Origin of the sequence: Nocardia sichangensis, assembly GCF_047200615.1 — a bacterium.
GTDB classification, from domain to species: Bacteria; Actinomycetota; Actinomycetes; order Mycobacteriales; family Mycobacteriaceae; genus Nocardia; species Nocardia sichangensis.
On the sequence record NZ_JBJZOK010000020.1, the window covers coordinates 38312 to 60842 of the forward strand.

Genomic DNA, 22531 nt, shown 5'->3' on the forward strand with positions numbered 1-22531 from the left:
TTCGGATGACCATCACCCTGCGCAACGTCACCAAGGTCTATCGAGGCGGCACGGTCGCCTTGCACGAGATAGACCTGACCGTCCTCGAGGGCATGACCGGACTGCTCGGCACCAACGGAGCAGGCAAGACCACCCTGATCCGGATCCTGACCGGAACCATTCGGCCGACCTCGGGGACGGTATCGGTCTGCGGCCACGACCTGTCCACCACCGCGGGACGCACCGCCGCGAAGCGGCTGCTCGGTTATCTGCCGCAAGAGCTCACGCTCTACGCGGACTTGACCGGACGAGAGTTCCTCGACTACGTCGCTCTGCTCAAAGGCATCGACGACAAACGGAACCGGTGGTCCCAGATCGACAGCTTGCTGGAGCGGGTCGGATTGGATTCGGCCGGTGCGCAACGGATCGGCCGGTATTCCGGTGGCATGAAACGCCGACTCGGTATCGCGCAGACACTGCTCGGGGACCCGAAGCTGATCATCGTGGACGAACCGACGGCCGGACTCGACCCCGAGGAGCGGATTCGCTTTCGCGCTCTGCTCGGCCGGCTCGGCGGCGATCGGATCGTCGTCCTCTCCACCCACATCCTCGACGACGTGGCGCACAGTTGCCCGATGGCGGCCGTGCTGACCGAAGGCCGGATGGCCTATCACGGCACGACGCCCGGATTGGTTGCCCTGGCCGAGGGCCGGACGCATTTGGTGCGCGCCTCCCACGAGCCGCGCGGCGACTTCACCGTGGTGAACGTCACCAGCACCGCCGAGGGACCGGAGTACCGGATCGTCGGACCGACGCCGCCGCCCGGCTCGCGTCCGGTTGCTCCGACCTTGGACGACGGCTATATCGCTCTGCTGCGAACCGCCAGGGCGGGGACGCCGTGATCACGCCGTCGCGCCGCCGGTGAGTGTCCTCAGGTAAGCGTGCTGACGTGGGAACCGGGCACGCAGCACACCACCGATCGCTTGTGCGTGCTGGTCGGTGGCGCACCACAGCGGAAGCAGGATGGCGTATCGGCCGCCCACGGCCGTGCTAGCCAGCTCCTCCAGCAGACAGTGTTTCCCCTGTTGAACGAAGAACTCGCGTAGCTTGTCGTCGACCTCGTCGCGGATTATGCCCTCTGCCGTGCGGTAGCGGCTGGAATCAGCAAGAGCCGCATACCAATCGCGGAGTTCGGTGAGATGAATCGCGCGGGCGGCACTGCGGTGTTCGTCCGTTCCGATGGCCTGCAGAACCGCTTCGGCCTCGGCCTGGCTGTCCACCCACTGCAGTACGACCGCCTGCGGCGGGCGAAGTCCGTTGCGCCTCGTGTGCGGGCCGACCGTGAGGAGCGCGGTGCGCTCGGCGGCGACCGCGAAGTCGAAGCCGTGCCGGGCCGAGCGAAACCACAGATCCCAGTCCTCGTATCCGGCGTGTTCGGTCGTCCAGTAACCGACCTCCGCCAGCAGCTTTCGCACGTGACCGACGCGCGTCGGCTCGAACATGGCATTGGTGGTTTGCAATTCGGGATGCCAGATCAGATCGGTGAAGCCACTGCGATCCAGCTCCGCGTCGGACTCGTCGACCCGCATGCAGCCGGTGGCGGCGAGTGCGGCGCCGCCGTCGAGCAGCCCGAGCAGTGTCGCGAGGTGGGTCGGTGACCACCGATCATCGTGGTCCAGGTACGCGACATACGGCGCCGTCGCTGCCGCGACCCCCGCATTGCGCGGCCCTCCGGGGTGCCCGTAGGGGCCGACGCGCAGCAGTTGTATCCGCGGGTCGCGATAGGCGCGGACGACGTCGTCGGTGTCGTCGGTGGAGCCGTCCGAGACGACGAGCAGCGTCCAGTCGGCGACGGTCTGCGCCAGTACGCTGTCTATCGTTGCCCGGATCGCCGTGGAACGGTTGAACGTCGCGCACACGATATCGATCCGGGACGGCCGGTGAACGGACAATAACTCTCCTGGGTCGGGTGGGGCCTGTTCTCGACCTTATTCGCCGCGGCTGCCATCGCCGCTCATGAACCGAAAGATGGCAGTGCGCAACGTTATGGATAGAAGAATTCCACTGTGCTCGGAGGAGGGGACGATGATTCGGCGTCTAGTGATCGGTGTGGTTTCCTGCGGTGTATTGGCCGTCGCGGCGTGTGGTGGCGGTTCGGGGGCCAAGGACCCGGATCATCCGAATCCGGTTCCGGTGCCCGAGCCGACATCCAACAGCCAAGCGGTGGCCAGTGAGAACCTCGGCTACCTGTGGCCGTTCACGATCGCGCACGGCACCATCGAATGCCGCGCGGGCGAGGTTGCGGTGTTCGTCGCTCCGGACGGAAAGGCGTACGCGCTCAACGAAAGAGCAGAACAAGCCGGGCTGGCCAGTATCGAACCCCTTCGCGCGAACGGTGCCGGGGGCGACAAGATCAGTCTCGGCGCCCTGCGCAGCCGCGCGCTGGCGCTTTGCAAGTTCGCGGGCTAGGAAGTCGGGTGGCTCAGCGGCTGTTCGGGTTGTACGGGTAATCCTGCACCCAGTGGAACCGGCGGCTCAGCAATGGAAATGTGCCTGTGTCGAGATGCCGAAGCCCGATCTCCACGCGGTGACCCTCGAGCGTGCCGGACAATCGCGCGCTGTCCGCTGTCGGGATTTCGAGCGTCAGCGTCGAGATGACGTTCGGCGAGTCGTACCGGCTCAGATCCAACCGATGGTTGGCCACGTCGACGGTTGCTCGGTAGACGGTGATGGAGTCGTCCATACGCTGCACCTTGAACTCGCCGGGGTATTCGAAGAACACGCGCCGCCAGCGTCGGTCATCGGTGACGAGCGGCGGCACCTCACGGCCGTCCGATACCAGCCGATCCACCTGCCATATTCCGTACATCGGAGGCCTCGGTCGCCCTTCGCCATGTTCGCTCCACGCGGCCATACAGTCCTGCGCAATGGGGATCGCGATCCACAGCCCCAGCAGTATCTGTCCGAGCAATGCCATGCGGTTCAACCGGCGGGTCTCGAACAGTGCAGGCAGGGTCGACAGCCCGACCGGTCGATGGGACAAGAGCACGTTCAGCAGCCTGCCGAGGTCTGGCGCCAGCAGGAAGACACTCATCGACAACAGATGTAACGACATCGACTTGACCGGTACGTCGTAGGTCAGATTCAGCACGAAGACCTGGGTCAAGCCGATGGTGCCGAGCAGCGCGCCGAGGGTCGTCGTACGCGGCAGCACGAGCAGCATGCCGCCGATGGCTTCGAAACTGCCGATCATGATCTCGTAGGCAGGTGCGGCGCCGACCGACGACCAGAGCAACCCCATCGGCGTCAGCTCGCCGAACGGCGTCACCAGCGTGGTCAACGGTGGTGACGGCATCTGCGTCAACAACACTTTCGCTGTGCCGTACAGCATCAGCTGCCCCGCAAGCGTGAACCGCAGAAACAGCCGGAACCAGACGAGCAGCGCCGGGTAGGCAGCTCGGTGGCGATCCAGAACGGACCAGACGAGGGTGGCCACGGCAGCGATGACCAACAGACAGCACAGCAGCACCCAGTCGTAGGTCCGGTCGCTACTCGCGGTCGCTTCGTGCAGCAGCGGTTCGTGCACGCCGAAGACATGCGCGGCGGCCCAGTCCACGAGGGGAGCGGGCAGCAGTCCTGCGCTCAGTCCCGCGGACGGTCTGCTCACGAACCCGAGCAAGGGGCTGATCACCTGGGTGCACAAGCAGTAGAGAGCGAAATAGCCGAAACAGAAGCGGAATGCGATGCGCGTCAGTGGGTGCCACGCGCGCACCGCCGGGGCATCGTCTTGTTCCTGACGCGGCTGCGCAGCGATGATCACCGTCATTCGATCTCGATCCTGCGCTCGCCGGTGCCGACGAGCGCGGTCAGCGCCCGCGGGGCGGGCGAGTCAGTCCGGTGCGATGGACGCCGTGCGCCAGTCGTCGAGTTCCGCCAGGAAGTCGATGAGAACGAGCTGATTGCTCGCGGTGAGTGCGGCGCCGTCGAGGACTTTCTGGAAGATGTGGCGGTACAGCTCGACCGTCGCCCGGTCGTAGTCATAGCGGAACGTCGCCCGGTCGTCGATGCCGTGCATCGGCTCGTCGATGCCGTTGTCGGCCGCGAACCGGGCCAACCGGGCCACCTGCCCTTCGGTCAGGCCGTCCGGGAAGAGGATCTGCCACCGTTGCGCTGCGGGCTCGGCCATGATGGTGCTCCAATCGTGTCAGTCGAAGTCGAAGAAACTGTCGTCCGCGTCATAGATTTCCTCGCGCGGATACGCCAGGTCTCGCAACCAGTCGTCGAACCGTTGGATGAGCCCGCGGATCGGTGCCAAGTCCTGGTCGGCCGTCGGCTCGTTGTTCACCACCTTGCGCAAGACCTGGCGGCAAGCATCCACTTCGGTGCTGTCGAGGACGCACGAAAACCAGAACCGCGGGTCTCGCCCCGTCCGGAGGAAAGCCGCCGAGTCCGCGGGGGCCATGCCCTCTGCGACCGCGTAATCCGCGATACGCTCGACGTTCTCCTTCGTGATCCCCGGTTCGAAGCGTATTTGCCACGTTCCGGCGGCGGCCGGAGCAGCTGGGATCCGGTCGTTCGGACGATCCAAGTCAGTCACCAATCCGGTTGAGGTTTTCGTCGTACGTCCCCATCCGGGTGTCCTTCGAGGCGAGCCTTTCCGGGGAACTCGCCATCTTCCACCGCCCCCCGTTGTGGCCGTCGACGTCCTGCGAAATGTACAAATTCTTCTTCGCGTGCTTGAAGATCAAACACCCGTGACTTCTGCCCACCTTGGCCTCAGCGTAACCGAGATCCCGGGCGGCGGCGCGGTCCTCGCTGTCGGTGAACCGCTTGGCCGCGAATTCGAATCCGGACGGCGCTGCCGGGGCATCGCCTTGGAAGATGACCGCCGTGGCGGGTGACGTCGTGTCCTCGAGCGGTGCGGCGACCGCTTGGGCGCTCGCGACGGCGATGAGTGACCACGTCGCGAACAAGGCTGCGGTCGCGGAGGTACGAAAGGTCGTCATTGCTTCTCCGATCGTCTATGCGATGTAGAGGTTTTCCGCCCACAGTGGTGCCGCGAGCGCCACACACATGCGGGCTGTCATCGGCAGTTGCCGGCTCGGAAGACCGCTACATCACCGTGACGATGTAGGCGTCCTCGTTGATCGCCACGGAGACTCCGCCCCAGGTCACCAGCCAGGTGCGGTGCTCGGGCTGCCATTGCCCCTCGTAGTGGCTGTAGATGGCGGACTCGACCTGATCCTCGTTGATCCGGCGCTCGGCCATTCGCTGGCGTGCGTGATCGGTGTATCCCGCGATGTAGTGGGGGCGGCGCCCCGCCACCGCGTCGAAGTCGATCTCGGTCACCGTCGCGGGCCGCTCGCTCAGGACGACGGCGGAACTCGCGCCCGGAACGACGGCGGAAGCCGCCGCCGCGAACGGTATGCCGGACAGCAGAATGGCGAAGCCGGCCAACGGTGCCGCGGCCGCGCGGATGATGGATCGCATAGTTCCCCTCCTGAATGACTTCGGGCGCGCTACCGCCCGGTGGCCGGGTGGCGTCCGAACCGGGCTGCCCACCCACAGCGGATCCCATAGTGCCCCCGCTGGGCTCGGGAAACGTCGGCCCATGCGGTTTATGGCACCCGCATGGCAGCCGAGCCGGTCAGGATGTGGCAGCCGCCGCAGATGTGGCAGCCGGGGAGGGGTGTGGCGTTCAGCCGAACTCGATGCCTTGGGCGAGGGGGAGTTCGGTGGAGTAGTTCACGGTATTGGTGGCTCGGCGCATGTACGACTTCCAGGAGTCCGAGCCGGATTCGCGGCCGCCGCCGGTCTGCTTCTCGCCGCCGAAGGCGCCGCCGATCTCGGCGCCCGAGGTACCGATGTTGACATTGGCGATCCCGCAGTCAGATCCGTCGGCGGCGAGGAAGCGTTCGGCCTCGCGCTGGTCGGTGGTGAAGACGGCGGACGAAAGGCCCTGCGGCACTTCGTTGTGCAGGGCGATCGCGCGATCGAAGTCGTCATAGGTGAGCACGTAGAGGATCGGCGCGAAGGTCTCCTCCCGCACCACCGCGGTCTGGGCGGGCATGCGCACGATGGCGGGCCGCACGTAGTAGGCGTCGTCACCGAACCCATCGACTCGCTCGCCGCCGCAGACCAGTTCGCCACCGTCGGTCACGGCCTTGTCGAGCGCCGCGCGCATTCCGGTGTATGCCTTGCCGTCGATCAGCGGCCCGACCAGCACCCCGTCGTCGAACGGATCGCCGACGGACAGTTGCCGGTACGCCCGTTCGAGTCGGTCCAGCAGCGGGCCGGCCACGCTTCGGTGCACGATCAGCCTGCGCAGTGTCGTGCAGCGCTGCCCGGCCGTGCCCGCCGCCGCGAACACGATGGCTCGCGCCGCGAGGTCGAGGTCGGCGGACGCGGTGACGATCGCGCCGTTGTTGCCGCCCAGTTCCAGCAGGCAGCGCCCGAGCCGCTCGGCCACCCGTGGCGCCACCAGCCGACCCATCCGCACCGAGCCGGTCGCGCTCACCAGCGCTACCCGCTCGTCGTCGACCAGGCGGGAGCCGACGGCGCTCGCACCCTGGATCAATTGATGGATCTCGGGGTCCGCGTCCACTTCGCGGGCCGCCCGCCGCAGCAGCGCGTGACAGGCCAGCGCGGTCAGCGGCGTCGTCTCCGACGGCTTCCACACCACGGTGTCGCCGCAGACCAGCGCGATCGCCGTATTCCATGCCCAGACCGCGACCGGGAAGTTGAACGCCGAGATCACCCCGACCACGCCGAGCGGATGCCAGGTTTCCATCAACCGGTGGCCAGGACGTTCCGAGGGCATGGTGTGGCCGTACAGCTGCCGGGACAGGCCGATGGCGAATTCGCAGACGTCGATCATCTCCTGTACCTCACCCGCGGCCTCGGCCGGGATCTTGCCCGCCTCGAGCGTGACGAGCTCGGCCAGGTCGCTCTTGTGCGCGGTGAGCAGCCGACCGAGGCTGCGCACGAGCCCGGCCCGGACGGGCGCCGGAACCCCGCGCCAGGCGCGGAAGGCGGTAGCGGCCCGGCCGATCGCGGCGTCGACCTCGTCGAGCGAGCTGGATCGCACGGTGGTCAGCTGCCCTCCGGTGATCGGAGTGCGTGCGGGCAGATCGCCGGGTTCCGATGGTGGCGCGCCCAATTGGCGCAGCACCGCTTCCGCGCGGGCGGCGAGTCGCTGGGTGGCCTGGTCGTCGAGTACATCGGTCATCTGTTGTTCCGCCATACCTTTCGGCCGCGTCGCGGCGTGTCTGTCCCACATAGCGGGAGGGTGGAGGTCAGGTTCCGGACACGAGGCGGGCTGCCTGAGTTAGCCTTCGCTGATGGCGGATACACCGGCAAGACCCGTACTCGATGACATCGATCGCCTGCTGATTCGTGAACTGATGGCCGATGGACGGGCCACTCTGTCGAACCTGGCCGAAAAGGCGAGTCTGTCGGTGTCCGCGGTGCAGTCACGGGTCCGCCGATTAGAGGCGCGCGGTGTGATCCGCGGGTACACCGCGCACGTCGATCCGGAAGCCCTCGGCCAGCTGCTGTCTGCATTCGTCGCGATCACTCCTCTCGACCCGTCGCAACCCGATGACGCGCCGGCGGTGTTGCAGCACATCCCCGGCATCGAGGCCTGCCACTCGGTGGCCGGTGAGGAGAGCTACATCCTGCTGGTGCGCGTGGCGTCCCCGCGGCACCTCGAGCAGTTGCTCCAAGAGATCAGAGCCACCGCCAATGTGCGCACCAGGAGCACCATCATCCTGCAGACATTCTACGACAGGTGACGATTCGGTGTAATTAATCCGCCATGTTGTAGAGGTTCCGTAAATTTTTACGTACCCTCAGGGCGTGACCATCGAACTGGAACGCACCCGCCCGGCGGTCACCCCCGCCGCCCGGGTCCACGAGATCTTGTCGGCGAGCATCCTGGCCGACGGCTTCGACTTGGTACTCGACCTCACCCGTTCCCGTGGCTGCCGCCTCGTCGACGAACGCGGCGGCAGCCCCTACCTGGATATGTTCGGCTTCTTCGCGTCCAACGCGCTGGGCATGAACCACCCCGCTCTGAGTGAGGACGCCCAGTTCCGGGCCGAGCTGCTCACCGCGGCGGTGAACAAGCCGAGCAACTCCGACATATACACCGTCGAGATGGCCCGCTTCGTCGAGACGTTCGTGCGGGTGCTCGGCGACCCGCGGCTACCGCACCTGTTCTTCATCGATGGCGGCGGACTCGCGGTGGAGAATGCCCTCAAGATCGCGTTCGACTGGAAGAGCAGGCACAACGAAGCACACGGCCGCCCAGCGGAACTCGGCGCCAAAGTGCTGCACCTGACCGGCGCGTTCCACGGCCGCACCGGTTACACCATGTCGCTCACCAATACCGATCCGGTGAAGACCGCGCGTTTCCCGAAATTCGACTGGCCGCGCGTCAAGTCGCCTTATCTCACCGACGCGTTCGACGTCGAGGAGGCGGAGGCCTGCGCGCTGACCCAGGTGCGGCGGGCATTCGAGGAAAGCCCGCACGACATCGCGTGTTTCATCGCCGAGCCGATCCAGGGTGAGGGCGGCGACCGGCATCTGCGTCCACAGTTCCTGCAGGCCGTGCAACGGTTGTGTCACGAGAACGACGCGCTGTTCGTGCTGGACGAGGTGCAGACCGGCGTAGGCATGACCGGAACGGCCTGGGCCTATCAGCAACTCGGCTTGGCGCCGGACGTCGTCGCGTTCGGTAAGCGGACCCAGGTGTGCGGCGTCATGGCGGGCGGGCGGGTGGACGAGGTACCCGACAACGTCTTCGCGGTCAGCTCCCGGCTCAACTCGACCTGGGGCGGCAACCTGGCCGACATGGTGCGCAGCAGGCGCACCCTGGAGGTGCTGGAGCAGGACGCGCTGATCGAACGCTCCCGGCCGTTGGGGGCGCACCTGCTCGAACGGCTCGGCGCGCTCGGCGCCCGGCACGCCGATGTCAGCGAGCCGCGCGGGCGCGGCCTGATGTGCGCGATCACCCTGTCGTCCTCCCGGCTGCGCGACGAGGTACTCACCGCGCTGCGTGAGCGCGAGCACGTGCTGATCCTCGGCACCGGCGAGCGGGGCATCCGGTTCCGTCCTCCGCTGACGGTCACCGGCGCCGAACTGGACGAGGCCGTCGACGCGCTGGATCGGGTGCTGACCAGCCTCGCATAACGCACGGAGGTTCGATCCGGACATTCCGGTGCACTCCGGCGCGGGTGCGCCGGAATTCCGGATTCGGCTCCTAGGCTTCGCACCCATGTCATCTCGTCTTCACCACGCTCCGACAAGGTGCAGCAGGTGAACCGACAGCGGATGTTTCGGCGTTGCGCGCCCCACCTCGTCGTCTCCATGCTGCTGCTGTCGGCGCCGGTCGGCTGCGCGGCCGGTGATGCCGGCACGGTGGGCGCCGAGCAGAGCCGGACCGCCCAGATCACTGTCGCGACCCCGGCCGCCGCGGCGGCCCCCACTGCAGGCGTGCTCCCACCGCACATGACCGATCCGCTGCCGGGGATGCCGCCGCCGCTCTCAGCGACCGACGTATACGTGGCCGACCGAGAGCTCAGCCCCACCGTGGCCGATCACCGCCCGCTCGTCTACGTGCCCAACAGCAAGTCGAGCACGGTCTCGGTGATCGATCCCGAGACCTTTCGAGTGATCGACACCTATGCGGCGGGCGGCTCGGAACCACAACACGTCGTGCCGTCGTACGACCTGCAGACGCTCTACGTCACCAACGATCTGCCGATCGGCGCGGGCAGCCTGTTGCCGATCGACCCGAGGACGGGCAAGCCGGGCGAACCGTTTCCCGTGCGCGATCCCTACAACATGTACTACACGCCGGACGGCCGGTACGCGCTCGTGGTCGCGGAGGCGGACAAGTCGCTGGATTTCTACGATCCGCGAACCTGGCAGAAGACGCATGCCATGGCGGTGCCCGACTGCGCCGGAGTCGACCACATGGACTTCACGGCCGACGGCCGTTTCGCCCTGGTCTCGTGCGAATTCAACGGCCGCATGCTGGTTTTCGACGTGGCCGAGCGCAAAGTCGTCAAGCTGGTCGATCTGCCCGGCGGTCGCTCGGGCATGCCGCAGGACGTGAAGCTGTCCCCGGACGGCCACACTTTCTTCGTCGCCGACATGACCGCCGACGGCATCTACCTGTTCGACGCGCACACTTTCGAGAACACCGGATTCGTGCCGACCGGCAAGGGTGCCCACGGCCTCTACATCACCCGCGATTCCGCGCAGATGCTCATCACCAACCGGCACGAAGGCAGCGTCTCGGTGTGGGACTTCGCGGCGAACGGGCTCGTGCGCAAGTGGTTCGTGCCCGGCGGCGGCAGTCCCGACATGGGCAACATCTCCGCCGACGGTCGCGTCTTCTGGGCGTCCGGCCGACACCACGACGAGGTGTACGCCATCGACATCGTCAACTGGAATCTGCTGGCTCGCATCCCGGTAGGGAAAGGGCCACACGGACTCACGATCTGGCCGCAGCCGGGCCGCTACTCCACGGGCCACACCGGCGTCATGCGCTGACCCTCGGCCCGGCCGGCGCAGCGGTCAGGACCTGACCGGACGCAACCCCAGACCGCCTTCGACGAAGCGCTGAACGGACGTCAGCCCGGCGTCCAAAGCGGCCTCGTAGCCGGGGCGCGCCCATCCGCTCACCTTCGCGGTGCCGTCGGCCTCGGGCGTCACCCCGATTTCGGCGACCAGCTCGGCTGTGGTCGGTTCGCAGACCGCCCAGGAGAAGTGCGTCTCCTCCGCCCAGCCCGCACCGCGCCGGGCCACGTAGTCCGGTTCGGTGATGCCGCCCGCGGCCAGGGCGGGGCGGTCGTCGATGCGGTCGTCGGCGCGCAGGGCGCGCAGATACCAGGCGCCCGCGTTGATTTCGATCGGCTCCATCAGCGTTCGGCCGTTCCGCCGCGCGAGTCGTCGGCGGGCACTCCGCCGAATTCCGCGACGCCGAACGGCCTCGCTGCGACATGATCGGATGGCCGCCACGTGGCTTTTGCGCGTTTCGCGGTAACGAACCGGATTTGGGGTAGCTCGATCATGAGGAAGAGGCTAGCGGGAGGTTCTATCGATATGGGCGAGCTATGGTTCGGCCATTACCGCCTCGATCGGTTGCTGGGCAGCGGCGGCATGGGTGAGGTCTGGCTCGCGCACGACACCACGACCGACCGTGCGGTCGCGTTGAAGCTGTTGACCACCGCGTACGCGGCGGACCCGAAATTCCGGCAGCGGTTCACCAGGGAGGCTCGGCTCGCCGCCCAGGTGCGCGGGCCGCACCTGGTGCCGATCCATTCGTTCGGCGAGCTCGACGGCCGCCTGTACATCGATATGGAGTTCATCGAGGGCTCCGACGTGGCCGCGCTGCTGCGGCGTTCGGGGCGGCTGGACCCAGAGCGGGCGATCGAGATCATCGCGCAGACGGCCGCCGCGCTCGACATCGCCCACCGTGCGGGCCTGGTGCACCGCGACGTGAAGCCGTCCAACATCATGGTGACGCCCGGCGGCACGGTCTATCTGATCGACTTCGGCACCGCGCACCGCAGCGACCAGCCCGCGATCACCGCCACCGGCAACGTGGTGGGCACGCTGGCCTACATGGCGCCGGAGCGGTTCGACCGGGCTGCGGGCCCACGTTCGGATCAGTACTCGCTGGCCTGTGTGCTGTTCGAGTGCCTGACCGGGTACCGGCCGTTCGACGACGGCGAGCCGCCACGCCTGTTGCGCGCCCACCTCATGCAAGCCCCGCCGTCGGCATCGGCGCTGAATCCGGCCCTCCCGCCCGCACTGGACGCGGTGATCGCGCGCGGCATGGCGAAGGACCCGGACCAGCGCTGGTCCAGTGCGGGGGAACTGGCTTCGGCCGCGCACGTGGCGCTGACCGGCCGGGACGTGAACACGGTCGAACTCGCCTCCGCGGTGCCGACCGTCGTACTGCCGCCGCTCCGTGCGGTGGCCACCTCCGGCGTCTCGCCCCGGACCGGTGTCTCGCCCACGACCGGTGTCTCGTCCGGTGCGCGTACGTCCCTCGGACCGCGCCTGGCGCTGGCGTCGTTCGGGGCGCTCGCCGCGGCGGTCGCCGGGGCGTTGTGGCTGGGACGGCCGGACGTGGCCGACGCGGGACCGGCGACAACGCCGCTGCCGTCGTCGAACCAGGACCACGGGACACCGTCGAACCCGCCGTCGCAAGCCCCGGCCGCCCCTGCGCCGATCTCGGCGCCCATCGTCGTCCTGCCCGGCGCGGGCCAGCCGTGCGATCCGGCGGTCGACGTGCACAGCGTCGTTGTGGACGGCCTGGTGCTCACCTGTACTCCGTCGGCGGGCCGCCCCAGCTGGCTTCCCGCGTCGCCCGCGTCCGGCGGTGTCGCCGTGCGGAACGCCGACGACTCGAACGGACCCGGGCAGCAGTATTCCGGCGACAAGCACGACCGGGGCAAGCCGGATCACGCGAACCAGGGACATGGCAGGGACAAGCCCAAACCGGGCAAGTAGGCGGGCCGTTGCCGGACTGTCGTCGAGCCCACAGTGGTGTGTGACGCGGGGCGGGGTTACGCTCCGAAGTAGGCCATTCTTACGGCATTCGCGCGGTGACCTGCTGATTTTCGTTCCGCGCCGCGGGGAGGCCGGATCGGCCAGATGTCAACGCTGACTGGAGGTTCGCGATGGGGGAGGTGCGATTCGGGGGCTACCGGCTGGAGCGACTGCTCGGCAAGGGCGGTATGGGGCAAGTGTGGCTCGCCTACGACACGGTGGCCGCGCGGCGGGTGGCGTTGAAGCTCCTGCCTGCCGAACTCGCCGCCGCCGCGGGATATCGCAAGCGATTCGAGCGTGAAGCCGAAGCGGTGGCGCAACTGCGCGATCCGCACGTACCCCGGATCCACCGGTTCGGCGAGATCGACGGCCGGCTCTACATCGACATGCAGTTCGTCGAGGGCACGGATCTGGCGGGCAAACTGCTGGCCGAGGGAGCGCTGCCACCGGCCGTCGCGGTCGGCGTCATCGGCCACGTCGCCGCGGCGCTCGATGTGGCGCACCGGCGCGGACTGGTGCACCGCGACGTCAAACCGTCGAACATCGTCGTGCACCCGAGCGGCTTCACCTACTTGATCGACTTCGGCATCGCGCACGGGCTCGGCCAGACCGCCGTGACCACCACGGGCATGGCGATCGGCACCCTGGCGTACATGGCTCCGGAGCGGTTCACCGGGAAGGTGGACGGACGCGCCGACGTCTACTCGCTGGCCTGCGTGCTCTACGAGTGCCTGACCGGCTGCCGGCCCTACGGCGACACCGACCCCGCACAGCAGATGCACGCCCATCTGATGGCGACGCCCCCGCGAGCCGGTTCGGTGTGCGCCGCTGTCCCCGCCGCTCTGGATGCCGTCATCGCCCGCGGTCTGGCCAAGGAGCCGGACGAAAGATTCGCGACCGCCGGGGAATTCGCCGCAGCCGCGCGGTCGGCGATCGGCGTTCCCGACTCGCGAGCCGTGCCGCCGCCAGCGCCCCGTGCTGGTGGCGACGGCGGTCTCCCTGGGCAAGAGAACCTTTCGCCGCGTCCGTCAGCTGGAGCCTCTGCGGCAGAGCGTTTTTCGGAAGCGCCGAGTGCACCGCCACGGCGCACGCCTACCCCGACCAAAGTCATGCCCCAGCCAGGCCCGACGCCGACGCTCGTGGCGACCAGGCTCGACTGGTCCACGGTCACCCCTGGGCCGATTCCCACCCCGGGCAAGGACGTTCCGCAATCGGGTCCGCCGGTGCGGGGATATGCCGGTCGGTCGGCCGTCCCTGGTCAACCCGCTGCGGGGCAGCCATATTCAGCAGGCGGGTATCGAAACGCGCCGTACGCCGCCGGAGGCGGACAGCCAGGTTGGCAGGGCAGACTGCTCGCCCTGCAAGCACGCGTGCTGTCCCCGAAGCCCGGCCCGGTCGCGCCGCCGTACCGGGCGCAGGCGCGCAAGGTCTTCCCGGCGGTCCCGCGTCCGGGTCGGCGGTCGGTTCCCCAGCGGCCGAGCGCCGCGATCCCCCGACGTCGGCGGAGCTTGCTGTCGAAGCTGATCGGCGCGCTGATCGTGGTGTTCCTCACACCGTTCGCGTTCGCGGCCGGTTGCGTCGCGTTGATCGCGGCGGGAACCAGAACCGGCGACTCCGGCACGCCCGCACCGACCCTGCCGCCCGCGGCGGTGGCGGTGGAACAACCCGGACCGTCCCGGGACGACCCCATGACCGATCCGGCTGCCGTGGCGCCGATGGGCACTCCCGTTCGCGACGGCAAATTCGAATTCGTCGTCACGAAGGTCGACGCGGGCGTGTCACGCATCGGATTGCAGACGGCCGCCGGTTCGTTTCTGATCGTCACGCTGGCCGTCCGCAATATCTCCGACGAATCGAAGTGGTTCCTGCCGCTGGGCCAGCGCCTGCTGGACGCGCAGAACACTCCGTTCGACCACAACGCCACCGCCACCATGTGGCAGAACACCCAACGGCGCCTCGGCTACTCCTTCGAGCTGCGCCCCGGGCAATCCGCCACGACCCAACTCGTCTTCGACCTCCCGCCGACGGTCACTCCCGACCATTTGGAACTCCACGACTTCGTTCTGTCCAACGGCGTCCGAGTCGCCCTCGGCTGAACGTCTTCGCGCGGCGAGCGCGGTGTCGAGCTCGGCCACCTGTATGCGGGTCCGCGATGCTTCGGCTTGCCCGCTGTGGATGGGAAGCGGCGAGCCCGCTCAGGCGGCTGGGAGGACGGCGGACAGCGCGGTGAGGACGGCTTGGCGGCCGATTCGCAGGCCCGCGGCCAGCAGCGTGGTGTCGCGAGCGGCGCTGTCGATGTCGGGAGAGCCGAGGGGCGGGTGGATTTGCAGTACCGAGTCGCCGAGTTCGGCGAGCGCGCGATCCTCGATGTCCTGTTGGCGGGGGCGTTCGAGCCACGCCCGGTACGCGCCGGGGGCCACCGCGCGCATATAACCGCCGCCGACGAGCTGGTGCAGGCGCGACGCGGCCGGGCGCCGTTCGTCCACGCGCCGGGTACGCAGGACCAAGGCGAGGGTGGCGCCCGCTCGGACCGCAGTGCGGATCGGCACGGTCTCGGAGAGACCTCCGTCGAAGAAGGCCGAACCGCCCAGGGCGACCGGAGGTCCGGCCAGAATGGGCAGGCCCGCCGACGCGCGCAGCGCGCGCATGAGCGTCCGCTTGTCGGTGATGTGCGGATGCAGGTCGACCGCCTGCCCGGTCCGGATATCGGTGGCGATCGGATGGAACGTCGTGGAGTTGGCGAGGATCGCCTCGAAGTCCATCGGTTCGATGCCGTCGTACACCTGATGCACGAGATACCGCAGATCGAACGCGGGGCGCCCGCGCAGCAGCCGAGCCGGGTCGATGGCACGGCGCATGATCGCAGGATCGGTCCACGAGCGCATGCCGGGGATCGCGCGCCCGCACAACAGCCAGGCGCCGTTGATCGCGCCCGCCGACGTGCCGTATACGGCATCGAATATCCCGGCGAGTCCGAGTTCCTCCAGCGCGGACACCATGCCGCTGGAGTACACGCCCCGGCTGCCGCCGCCCTCCACCACCAGCGCCAGGCGGTGACCGTCGGCACGGCCGCCCGTGGCACGACGCGCGCGGATCACTTCCGCGACAGGAGAGAGACTTGTCGAGCTGGTCACCGGATCACGATACGACACCACGGTATGCGTATCGGTCCAGCGGCGTGACGACGGAGGGACCGCCGCGTGAACAAAGGAGCGGGCGCGAACCTCCAGGTCCGCGCCCGCCCGTTTCCCGGTCTGCGCCGGGTACTACTTGATCTCCGCCAGAACGGTGCCCTGCGTGATCGCCGCGCCCGCCTCGACGGACAGGCCGGTGACCACACCCGCCTTGTGCGCGTTGACCGGGTTCTCCATCTTCATGGCCTCGAGCACCACGATCAGATCGCCCGCCTCGACCGACTGGCCCTCTTCCACGGCGACCTTGACGACGGTGCCCTGCATCGGAGCGGTGACCGCGTCACCGGAGGCCGCGCCGCCGCCCGCGCCGCCACGCTTGCGCGGCTTGGGCTTCTTGCGGATCACGCCCGCGCCGTTGCCCGCTGCCCCGCCCGCTCCGGCGCCAACGGTGAAGTTACCCGGCAGCGAGACCTCGACCCGGCGTCCGCCGACCTCGACGACGACCTTCTGCCGCGGCGCTTCCTCGTCCTCGTCGGCCGGGGCGCCCGCGCCGGTGAAGGGCTCGATGGTGTTGACCCACTCGGTTTCGATCCACTTGGTGTAGACCTCGAACTTCTCGCCGTCGCCGATGAACGCCGGGTCCTCGACGATGGCCCGGTGGAACGGGATGACCGTGGCCAGTCCATCGACCTCGAACTCGGCCAGCGCGCGCCGCGCCCGCTCCAGGGCCTGCGTACGGTTCTCGCCGGTGACGATCAGCTTGGCCAGCATCGAGTCGAACTGCCCGCCGATCACGCTGCCCTGGACCACGCCGGAGTCGACGCGGACACCGGGGCCGGTGGGCTCCTTGTAGACGGTGACCGGGCCGGGGGCGGGCAGGAAGTTGCGGCCCGCGTCCTCGCCGTTGATGCGGAACTCGAAGGAGTGGCCGCGCGGCGTCGGGTCCTCGGTGATCTCCAGCTTCTCGCCGTTGGCGATGCGGAACTGCTGGCGCACCAGGTCGAGGCCCGCGGTTTCCTCGGTGACCGGGTGCTCGACCTGCAGACGGGTGTTCACCTCGAGGAAGGAGACCGTCTCGCCCTGCACCAGGTACTCGACGGTGCCCGCGCCGTAGTAGCCGGCTTCCTTGCAGATGGCCTTGGCCGAGGCGTGGATCTTCGCGCGCACTTCGTCGGACAGGAACGGCGCGGGGGCCTCCTCGACGAGCTTCTGGAAGCGCCGCTGCAGCGAGCAGTCGCGGGTGCCCGCGACGATGACGTTGCCGTGCTTGTCGGCGATGACCTGAGCCTCGACGTGGCGGGCCTTGTCCAGGTACTGCTCGACGAAGCACTCGCCGCGACCGAAGGCGGCGGTCGCCTCACGGACGGCCGAGTCGTACAGCTCCGGGATCTCCTCGATGGTGTGCGCGACCTTCATGCCGCGGCCACCGCCGCCGAACGCCGCCTTGATGGCGACCGGCACGCCGTACTTCTTCGCGAATTCGACGACCTCGCTCGCGTCTTTGACCGGGTCCTTGGTGCCCGCGGCCATCGGCGCCTTCGCGCGCTCGGCAATGTGCCGCGCGGTGACCTTGTCGCCCAGGTCGCGGATGGACTGGGGGGAGGGGCCGATCCAGATCAGCCCGGCGTCGATGACGGCCTGGGCGAAGTCGGCGTTCTCGGAAAGGAAGCCGTAGCCAGGGTGGATGGCGTCGGCGCCGGACTTGGCGGCGGCGTCGAGGATCTTGTCGAAGACGAGATACGACTCGGCCGAGGTCTGCCCGCCCAGGGCGAACGCCTCGTCGGCGAGCTTGACGAACGGGGCATCGGCATCCGGCTCCGCGTAGACGGCGACGCTGCCGATACCGGCATCCTTGGCCGCCCGGATCACGCGCACGGCGATCTCGCCTCGGTTAGCTACGAGTACCTTTGTGATCCGCGCGCTGGCATGGCTGGGCACTGAGCCTCCTGTGTGCATTCTTCTGGTCGCTTCGCCGGGGGTGGGGTCGCTGTGCGGGCTCCGCTCCCATAATCGACAAACTTACGTCTCGGGCGAGTGTAGGCAGTCTGCCAACAGTCGCCGAACTCGGCTAGGCCTACTGAACAGTAGGTCGCGGATCACAACGTACGCGTCCCGTGTTTGGGACCGCGCCCCGCCTACCTGCTCCGCGTGCGTCGCGACCCGCCGCGCGCGGGCGCCTCGCCGGGTTCTTCCCCCGTGGCGATCGGCATGCGCACCGAGTTGCCCCACTCGGTCCACGACCCGTCGTAGTTGCGTACGCCGTGGCGCCCGAGCAGGTAGGTCAGGACGAACCAGCTGTGAGCGGATCGCGCGCCGACTCGACTGTAGACGATCACCTCGTCCGCGCCTGCCAACGCGCGGTAGACGTCGTCGAGTTCGGTGCGGGAGCGGAAACGCCCGTCGGCGGTGAGCGCCTCGGACCACGGGATGTTCGACGCGCTGGGAATATGGCCGCCGCGCAATGCCGCGTCCTCGGGGTTGGCCGGTTGGAGCACATCCGCGCCGGAGTACTCCTCGGCCGAGCGCACGTCGAGCACCGGTTTGCCGAGGTGGGCGAGCACGTCCTCGCGGAAGGCTCGGAGGGTGCTGTCGTCTCTGCGCACAGCCGGATAGCCGCTGCGCACCGGGTAGTCGGGTTCGAAGGTCGTGTCGCGCCCTTCGGAGATCCACGCCGCGCGGCCGCCGTCGAGCAGGCGCACGTCCTCGTGCCCGAACAGGGTGAACACCCATGCCGCGTGCGCCGCCTGCGCGTTCCCGCGATCCCCGTAGATCACAACCGTGTCGTCACGATCTATACCTTTCGCGCGCATCAGTTCGGTGAATCGCGTTCCGTCGATATAGTCGCGCGTGACCGGATCGTTCAGATCGCTTCGCCAATCCAGTTTGGTGGCGCCCGGAACGTGCCCGATGTCGTAGAGCAGCGTGTCCTCGTTGGCCTCGATGATCTTGAGTCCCCGCGCGCCTATGTTTGCCGACAGCCACTCCGTGGTTACTAGTCGGTGTGGGTGTGCGTAGGAACCGAGCGAGGGATGAGGGTCCGGAGCGACGGGCACGGTGTTTGGGTCCTTCACGCATGGGTGGACGGTGGTGGCAGCGGTTCGAGGCCTCACAGCGATGGTAGGTGTGAGGCGACAGTGGCTCTCGTTTCAGATCACAAATCGGATGAGGGCCGAATAAAGGGCACCTACATCCGATAAAGTCTCCCGGGAGGAGGGGTGAGCTATGTCCGATTCTTGGCCGCGGCGGCGACTGCTCGCGATCCTACGTGGCGCCAGCGAGCCTCTCGACGCCCAGGAACTGGCCAGAATCACCGGACAGCACGTCACCACGGTCCGGTTCCATCTGGACGTGCTCACCAGGGAATCCCTCGTCCGGCAGTTCCAGCAGCCGCCGCGTGGCCGCGGGCGACCGCGCATCGGATACAGCGCGGTGCAGCGATCGGTGGGCTACCAGGATCTCGCCCAGGTGCTCGCCGACCAGCTCGGCCCGGATCCCCGGCGCAGGGCGGAGGCGGCGAATGCGGCGGGCCGCGCCTGGGGCAGCAGACTCGACGTCGGTGACCATCGGGTCGAGTCGCTGGAGGACGCCAAGGATCTCACGATGACGTTGATGTCGGAACTGGGTTTCGCGCCCGAGCGCGACTCTTCCCCGGAGAACGAGGGGAAGGTGCTGATCCGGATGACCGCGTGTCCGCTGCGCGAACTCGCGCGAACGCATTCCGAAGTGGTCTGCGGCGTGCACCTCGGGCTGCTCGAAGACGTCCTCCGCCGGGGCGGCGCGCAGGGGACCATCGACGTGCGGATGCATCCGTTCGTGGAGCCGGAGCTGTGCGTGGCCCGTCTGGAACTCATCGCGGCGCAGCGCGCCGAGGCCCAGGAGACCGCGAAGGTGCCCGGCGGTGACGCCGAGGCGTTCACCACGCCGTCAGGCCGTGTGGCCCCACAGCTGCGTAACGCCGATCCCAACATCGCCAAGCAGTCGGCGCAGCAGTGGTAGCCCGATGCCGATGACGCTGGACGGGTCGCCATCGATGCGGTCGACGAACCAGCCGCCGAGCCCGTCGAGGGTGAACGCGCCCGCCACCTGGAGCGGCTCGCCGGTCGCGATGTAGGCGTCCAGCTCGTCCGGCTCGGGCTTGGCGAAATGCACGGTGGTGCTGCTGCAGTCGACCGCTTCGGCGATGATCCCGCCGTCCCGCATCCGCAGCACGCAGTGCCCGGTGACGAGATCGGCGCTGCGTCCGGCCATGTCGCCCCAGCGCGCGCGGGCGACCTCGGGGGTGTGCGGCTTGCCCTGCAACTCGCCGTCCACGAGCAGCATGGAATCACAGGCCACCACAACGCAGTCGGCGGCGAACTCCGGAACCGCGGTGGCGACGGCCGCCGCTTTGGCGCGCGCCAACTCCACCACGACCCCCTGCGGAGGGGTGCCCTCGGGGAGGGCGGCGGCCACCGCGTCCTCGTCCACGGCGGAGACCCGGACGATCGGGTCGATGCCCGCCGAGCGGAGCACCTCCCGGCGGGCCGGGGACGCGGAGGCCAGGATCAGCCGCGTCACCCGCGCAGGTGGGACAGCTGTGGGAAGGAGTACGGGGAGAACGGGGAGGCGCCGCGATGCATCAGCGTCGGGTGGCCCCACAGGTCGGGCGGGCCTGCGGGCCCGCCCGGCGCGGCGCTGTTCGCGGCGGCGGACAGGACGCACACCAGCGCGGCGAGTTCCTCGTCGGTCGGCGAGCCCTTCACGACACGGAAGAACGGCTCCGGGGTGGCCTCTGCGGATTGCGCTGTCGCGGTCGAACCGGTGGACGCACCGGCCTCGTCTGCGATCGGGTCGACTGTGAGATCCAGTTCGACGGCGCTCAACACATCTTCTTCTGCCACGGTCGTCACAGTGCCAGGTCCTCTCTTCGCCCTTATCAGCGGAACTGATCAGGCTGTTCCCGTTTTCCGACAAGTTATGGATGAAGCAATCGTCCTCGGACGCACTCTTTGCTTCTCTGCAACAAGCCGGTACACGCCAGCGTAAGTGTTACCGAGGCCGATGCCCCACCCTTTGTGCGCGGCCTATCGAGGGTATCGCTCGATCACAGCGGGATGTTGCCGTGTTTCTTCGGCGGCAGGGTGACCATCTTGCGTTCGAGCAGTCGCAGCGCGGAGACGATCTGGCCGCGGGTGTGCGACGGCGGAATGACCGCGTCCACGTAGCCTCGTTCGGCGGCGACGTACGGGTTCACGAGTGTGTCCTCGTACTCGTTCTGGAGCTCGAGCCGCAGCGCATCGACGTCTCCGCCGTCTTTGGCGGCCTGCTGGAGCTGCTTGCGGTAGACGAAGCCGACGGCGCCCGAAGCGCCCATGACGGCGATCTGGGCGGTCGGCCAGGCGAGGTTCACATCGGCGCCCATGTGCTTGGAACCCATGACGTCGTAGGCGCCGCCGTAGGCCTTGCGCGTGATGATCGTGATTTTGCCCACAGTGGCCTCACCGTAGGCGTAGAGCAGCTTCGCGCCGCGCCGGATGATGCCGTTGTACTCCTGCCCGGTGCCGGGCAGGAAGCCGGGCACGTCGACCAGGGTGATGATCGGGATGTTGAACGCGTCGCAGGTGCGCACGAAGCGCGCGGCCTTCTCCGACGCGTCGATGTCCAGGCAGCCCGCGAACTGGGTGGGCTGGTTGGCCACGATGCCGACGCTGCGGCCGTCGATCCGGCCGAAGCCGACGATGATGTTCATCGCGCGCTCGGCCTGCACCTCGAGGAACTCGTCGTCGTCGAGCAGGCGACGGATCACGTCGTGCATGTCGTAGGGCTGGTTCGGCGAGTCCGGGATGATCGTGTCGAGCTCGAGGTCCTCGTCGGTGAGCGAGTCCTCGATCGCGCCGTCGATCGGGTCGGTGGCCGGGAAGCGCGGCGCCTCGGCCCGGTTGTTGCTCGGCAGGTAGGACAGCAGGTCCTTGACGTAGTCCAGGGCGTCCTGTTCGCCGGAGGCGACGTAGTGCGCCACACCGGACTTGGTCATGTGCGTGTGCGCGCCGCCCAAGTCCTCCATGGTGACGTCCTCGCCCGTGACGGTCTTGATGACGTCCGGGCCGGTGACGAACATCTGGCTGGTGCCGTCGACCATCACGACGAAGTCGGTCAGCGCGGGGGAGTACACGTGGCCACCGGCGGCCGGGCCCATGATCAGCGAGATCTGCGGGATCACGCCGGAGGCCTGGATGTTGCGGTGGAAGATCTCGCCGTAGAGACCGAGCGAGACCACGCCCTCCTGGATGCGCGCGCCAGCGCCCTCGTTGATGCCGATCAGGGGGCGGCCGGTCTTCAGGGCCAGATCCATCACCTTGACGATCTTCTCGCCGTAGACCTCGCCGAGGCTGCCGCCGAACACCGTGACGTCCTGGCTGAAGATGCACACGTCGCGGCCGTCGATGGTGCCGTAACCGGTCACCACGCCGTCGCCGAGCGGGCGGTTGTGCTCCAGGCCGAAGTTCACGCTGCGGTGGCGGGCCAGGGCGTCGAGTTCGACGAAGGAGCCTTCGTCCAGCAGGGCGAGGATGCGCTCGCGGGCGGTCATCTTGCCCTTCGCGTGCACCTTGTCGACCGCGGCCTCACCCATCGGGTGCTTCGCCTCTTCCAGCCGATTCCGCAGGTCAGCCAGCTTCCCGGCGGTGGTGTGGATATCGGGGGAACCCGCGGGACCTGATGCGGGCTGCTGCTGGACACTCGTCATGGCATCGGAGTGTAACCAGTACCAGTGCGTCTCTCTAACCCAGACGGGGGCTACCGGCGAGTAGAAAACCGCAGCTAGATCAATTTTCGGACGCAAACTTCCTGGTCGGTAGCGACGTTGGGGAGGC

Annotated in this window: 22 protein-coding genes; 8 read left to right on the forward strand and 14 right to left on the reverse strand. The window is 68.1% G+C overall.

All coding sequences use genetic code 11. From position 1 onward, the window contains the following. Positions 1–5 precede the first annotated feature (5 nt). Positions 6–881, forward strand: coding sequence for an ATP-binding cassette domain-containing protein (locus ACL03I_RS25495; RefSeq protein ID WP_355073504.1), 876 nt, complete (start codon positions 6–8; stop codon positions 879–881). Here ACL03I_RS25495 and ACL03I_RS25500 read toward each other — a convergent pair whose 3' ends face one another. Further along, positions 882–1931 carry a glycosyltransferase family 2 protein gene (locus ACL03I_RS25500; RefSeq protein WP_412807122.1) on the reverse strand — a complete coding sequence of 350 codons (1050 nt, stop codon included), beginning with the start codon at positions 1929–1931 and terminating at the stop codon, positions 882–884. Positions 1932–2064: 133 nt separating this feature from the next. On the opposite strand from ACL03I_RS25500, the gene ACL03I_RS25505 reads away from it, so the two are divergent. Beyond that, on the forward strand, positions 2065–2448 hold the full coding sequence (locus tag ACL03I_RS25505) for a DUF2511 domain-containing protein (RefSeq protein ID WP_355073508.1): 384 nt from the start codon (positions 2065–2067) through the stop codon (positions 2446–2448). Positions 2449–2461: 13 nt separating this feature from the next. Here ACL03I_RS25505 and ACL03I_RS25510 read toward each other — a convergent pair whose 3' ends face one another. From ACL03I_RS25510 to amaB, 6 genes are all read right to left on the reverse strand, one after another. Beyond that, positions 2462–3805 carry a DoxX family protein gene (locus ACL03I_RS25510; protein WP_412807123.1) on the reverse strand — a complete coding sequence of 448 codons (1344 nt, stop codon included), beginning with the start codon at positions 3803–3805 and terminating at the stop codon, positions 2462–2464. 63 nt (positions 3806–3868) lie between these two features. Further along, positions 3869–4165, reverse strand: a complete 297-nt coding sequence (locus tag ACL03I_RS25515; RefSeq protein ID WP_355073512.1) for a hypothetical protein — start codon at positions 4163–4165, stop codon at positions 3869–3871. Positions 4166–4183: 18 nt separating this feature from the next. Further along, complete coding sequence (locus ACL03I_RS25520) at positions 4184–4567, reverse strand: hypothetical protein (protein ID WP_355073514.1); 384 nt, start codon at positions 4565–4567, stop codon at positions 4184–4186. Position 4568: 1 nt separating this feature from the next. Further along, positions 4569–4985, reverse strand: a complete 417-nt coding sequence (locus tag ACL03I_RS25525) for a toxin C-terminal domain-containing protein (RefSeq protein WP_355073516.1) — start codon at positions 4983–4985, stop codon at positions 4569–4571. A gap of 106 nt (positions 4986–5091) precedes the next feature. Further along, a complete protein-coding gene (locus ACL03I_RS25530; RefSeq protein ID WP_355073518.1) occupies positions 5092–5469 on the reverse strand; it encodes a DUF4258 domain-containing protein in 378 nt (125 codons plus the stop codon). Positions 5470–5677: 208 nt separating this feature from the next. After that, the gene (gene amaB / locus ACL03I_RS25535; RefSeq protein WP_412807124.1) at positions 5678–7207 is read right to left on the reverse strand and encodes an L-piperidine-6-carboxylate dehydrogenase; all 1530 of its coding nucleotides are present in this window, start codon (positions 7205–7207) and stop codon (positions 5678–5680) included. A gap of 112 nt (positions 7208–7319) precedes the next feature. Here amaB and ACL03I_RS25540 point away from each other — a divergent pair, with 112 nt between their 5' ends. The 3 genes from ACL03I_RS25540 to ACL03I_RS25550 all read left to right on the forward strand — a co-directional run bounded on the left by ACL03I_RS25540 (position 7320) and on the right by ACL03I_RS25550 (position 10539). Continuing rightward, entirely contained in the window at positions 7320–7772 is a 453-nt protein-coding gene (locus tag ACL03I_RS25540) for an Lrp/AsnC family transcriptional regulator (protein ID WP_039796222.1), read from the forward strand. A 64-nt stretch (positions 7773–7836) separates the two neighbouring features. Continuing rightward, entirely contained in the window at positions 7837–9171 is a 1335-nt protein-coding gene (gene lat, locus ACL03I_RS25545; RefSeq protein ID WP_412807125.1) for an L-lysine 6-transaminase, read from the forward strand. A gap of 126 nt (positions 9172–9297) precedes the next feature. Then, the gene (locus ACL03I_RS25550; protein ID WP_412807126.1) at positions 9298–10539 is read left to right on the forward strand and encodes a YVTN family beta-propeller repeat protein; all 1242 of its coding nucleotides are present in this window, start codon (positions 9298–9300) and stop codon (positions 10537–10539) included. A 24-nt stretch (positions 10540–10563) separates the two neighbouring features. On the opposite strand, the gene ACL03I_RS25555 is transcribed toward ACL03I_RS25550, so the two are convergent. Then, the gene (locus ACL03I_RS25555; protein ID WP_355073528.1) at positions 10564–10908 is read right to left on the reverse strand and encodes a hypothetical protein; all 345 of its coding nucleotides are present in this window, start codon (positions 10906–10908) and stop codon (positions 10564–10566) included. 183 nt (positions 10909–11091) lie between these two features. On the opposite strand from ACL03I_RS25555, the gene ACL03I_RS25560 reads away from it, so the two are divergent. Further along, positions 11092–12507 carry a serine/threonine-protein kinase gene (locus ACL03I_RS25560; RefSeq protein WP_412807127.1) on the forward strand — a complete coding sequence of 472 codons (1416 nt, stop codon included), beginning with the start codon at positions 11092–11094 and terminating at the stop codon, positions 12505–12507. 170 nt (positions 12508–12677) lie between these two features. After that, the gene (locus tag ACL03I_RS25565; RefSeq protein WP_412807128.1) at positions 12678–14642 is read left to right on the forward strand and encodes a protein kinase domain-containing protein; all 1965 of its coding nucleotides are present in this window, start codon (positions 12678–12680) and stop codon (positions 14640–14642) included. Positions 14643–14741: 99 nt separating this feature from the next. Here ACL03I_RS25565 and ACL03I_RS25570 read toward each other — a convergent pair whose 3' ends face one another. From ACL03I_RS25570 to ACL03I_RS25580, 3 genes are all read right to left on the reverse strand, one after another. Then, a complete protein-coding gene (locus ACL03I_RS25570) occupies positions 14742–15680 on the reverse strand; it encodes a patatin-like phospholipase family protein (protein ID WP_355073534.1) in 939 nt (312 codons plus the stop codon). Positions 15681–15812: 132 nt separating this feature from the next. Next, positions 15813–17618, reverse strand: a complete 1806-nt coding sequence (locus tag ACL03I_RS25575) for an acetyl/propionyl/methylcrotonyl-CoA carboxylase subunit alpha (RefSeq protein ID WP_355073536.1) — start codon at positions 17616–17618, stop codon at positions 15813–15815. A 197-nt stretch (positions 17619–17815) separates the two neighbouring features. Beyond that, positions 17816–18733 carry a sulfurtransferase gene (locus ACL03I_RS25580; protein ID WP_355073538.1) on the reverse strand — a complete coding sequence of 306 codons (918 nt, stop codon included), beginning with the start codon at positions 18731–18733 and terminating at the stop codon, positions 17816–17818. A 169-nt stretch (positions 18734–18902) separates the two neighbouring features. On the opposite strand from ACL03I_RS25580, the gene ACL03I_RS25585 reads away from it, so the two are divergent. Further along, positions 18903–19676 carry a helix-turn-helix transcriptional regulator gene (locus ACL03I_RS25585; RefSeq protein ID WP_355073540.1) on the forward strand — a complete coding sequence of 258 codons (774 nt, stop codon included), beginning with the start codon at positions 18903–18905 and terminating at the stop codon, positions 19674–19676. On the opposite strand, the gene ACL03I_RS25590 is transcribed toward ACL03I_RS25585, so the two are convergent. The 3 genes from ACL03I_RS25590 to ACL03I_RS25600 all read right to left on the reverse strand — a co-directional run bounded on the left by ACL03I_RS25590 (position 19605) and on the right by ACL03I_RS25600 (position 22404). Next, positions 19605–20237, reverse strand: coding sequence for a nucleoside triphosphate pyrophosphatase (locus ACL03I_RS25590; protein ID WP_355073542.1), 633 nt, complete (start codon positions 20235–20237; stop codon positions 19605–19607). The two genes, ACL03I_RS25585 and ACL03I_RS25590, sit on opposite strands and share 72 nt — an antisense overlap. After that, positions 20234–20560, reverse strand: coding sequence for an acyl-CoA carboxylase subunit epsilon (locus ACL03I_RS25595; RefSeq protein ID WP_379252112.1), 327 nt, complete (start codon positions 20558–20560; stop codon positions 20234–20236). Before ACL03I_RS25595 ends, ACL03I_RS25590 begins: the two co-directional genes overlap by 4 nt. 203 nt (positions 20561–20763) lie before the next feature. Beyond that, positions 20764–22404, reverse strand: coding sequence for an acyl-CoA carboxylase subunit beta (locus tag ACL03I_RS25600; protein WP_355073546.1), 1641 nt, complete (start codon positions 22402–22404; stop codon positions 20764–20766). Positions 22405–22531 lie beyond the last annotated feature (127 nt).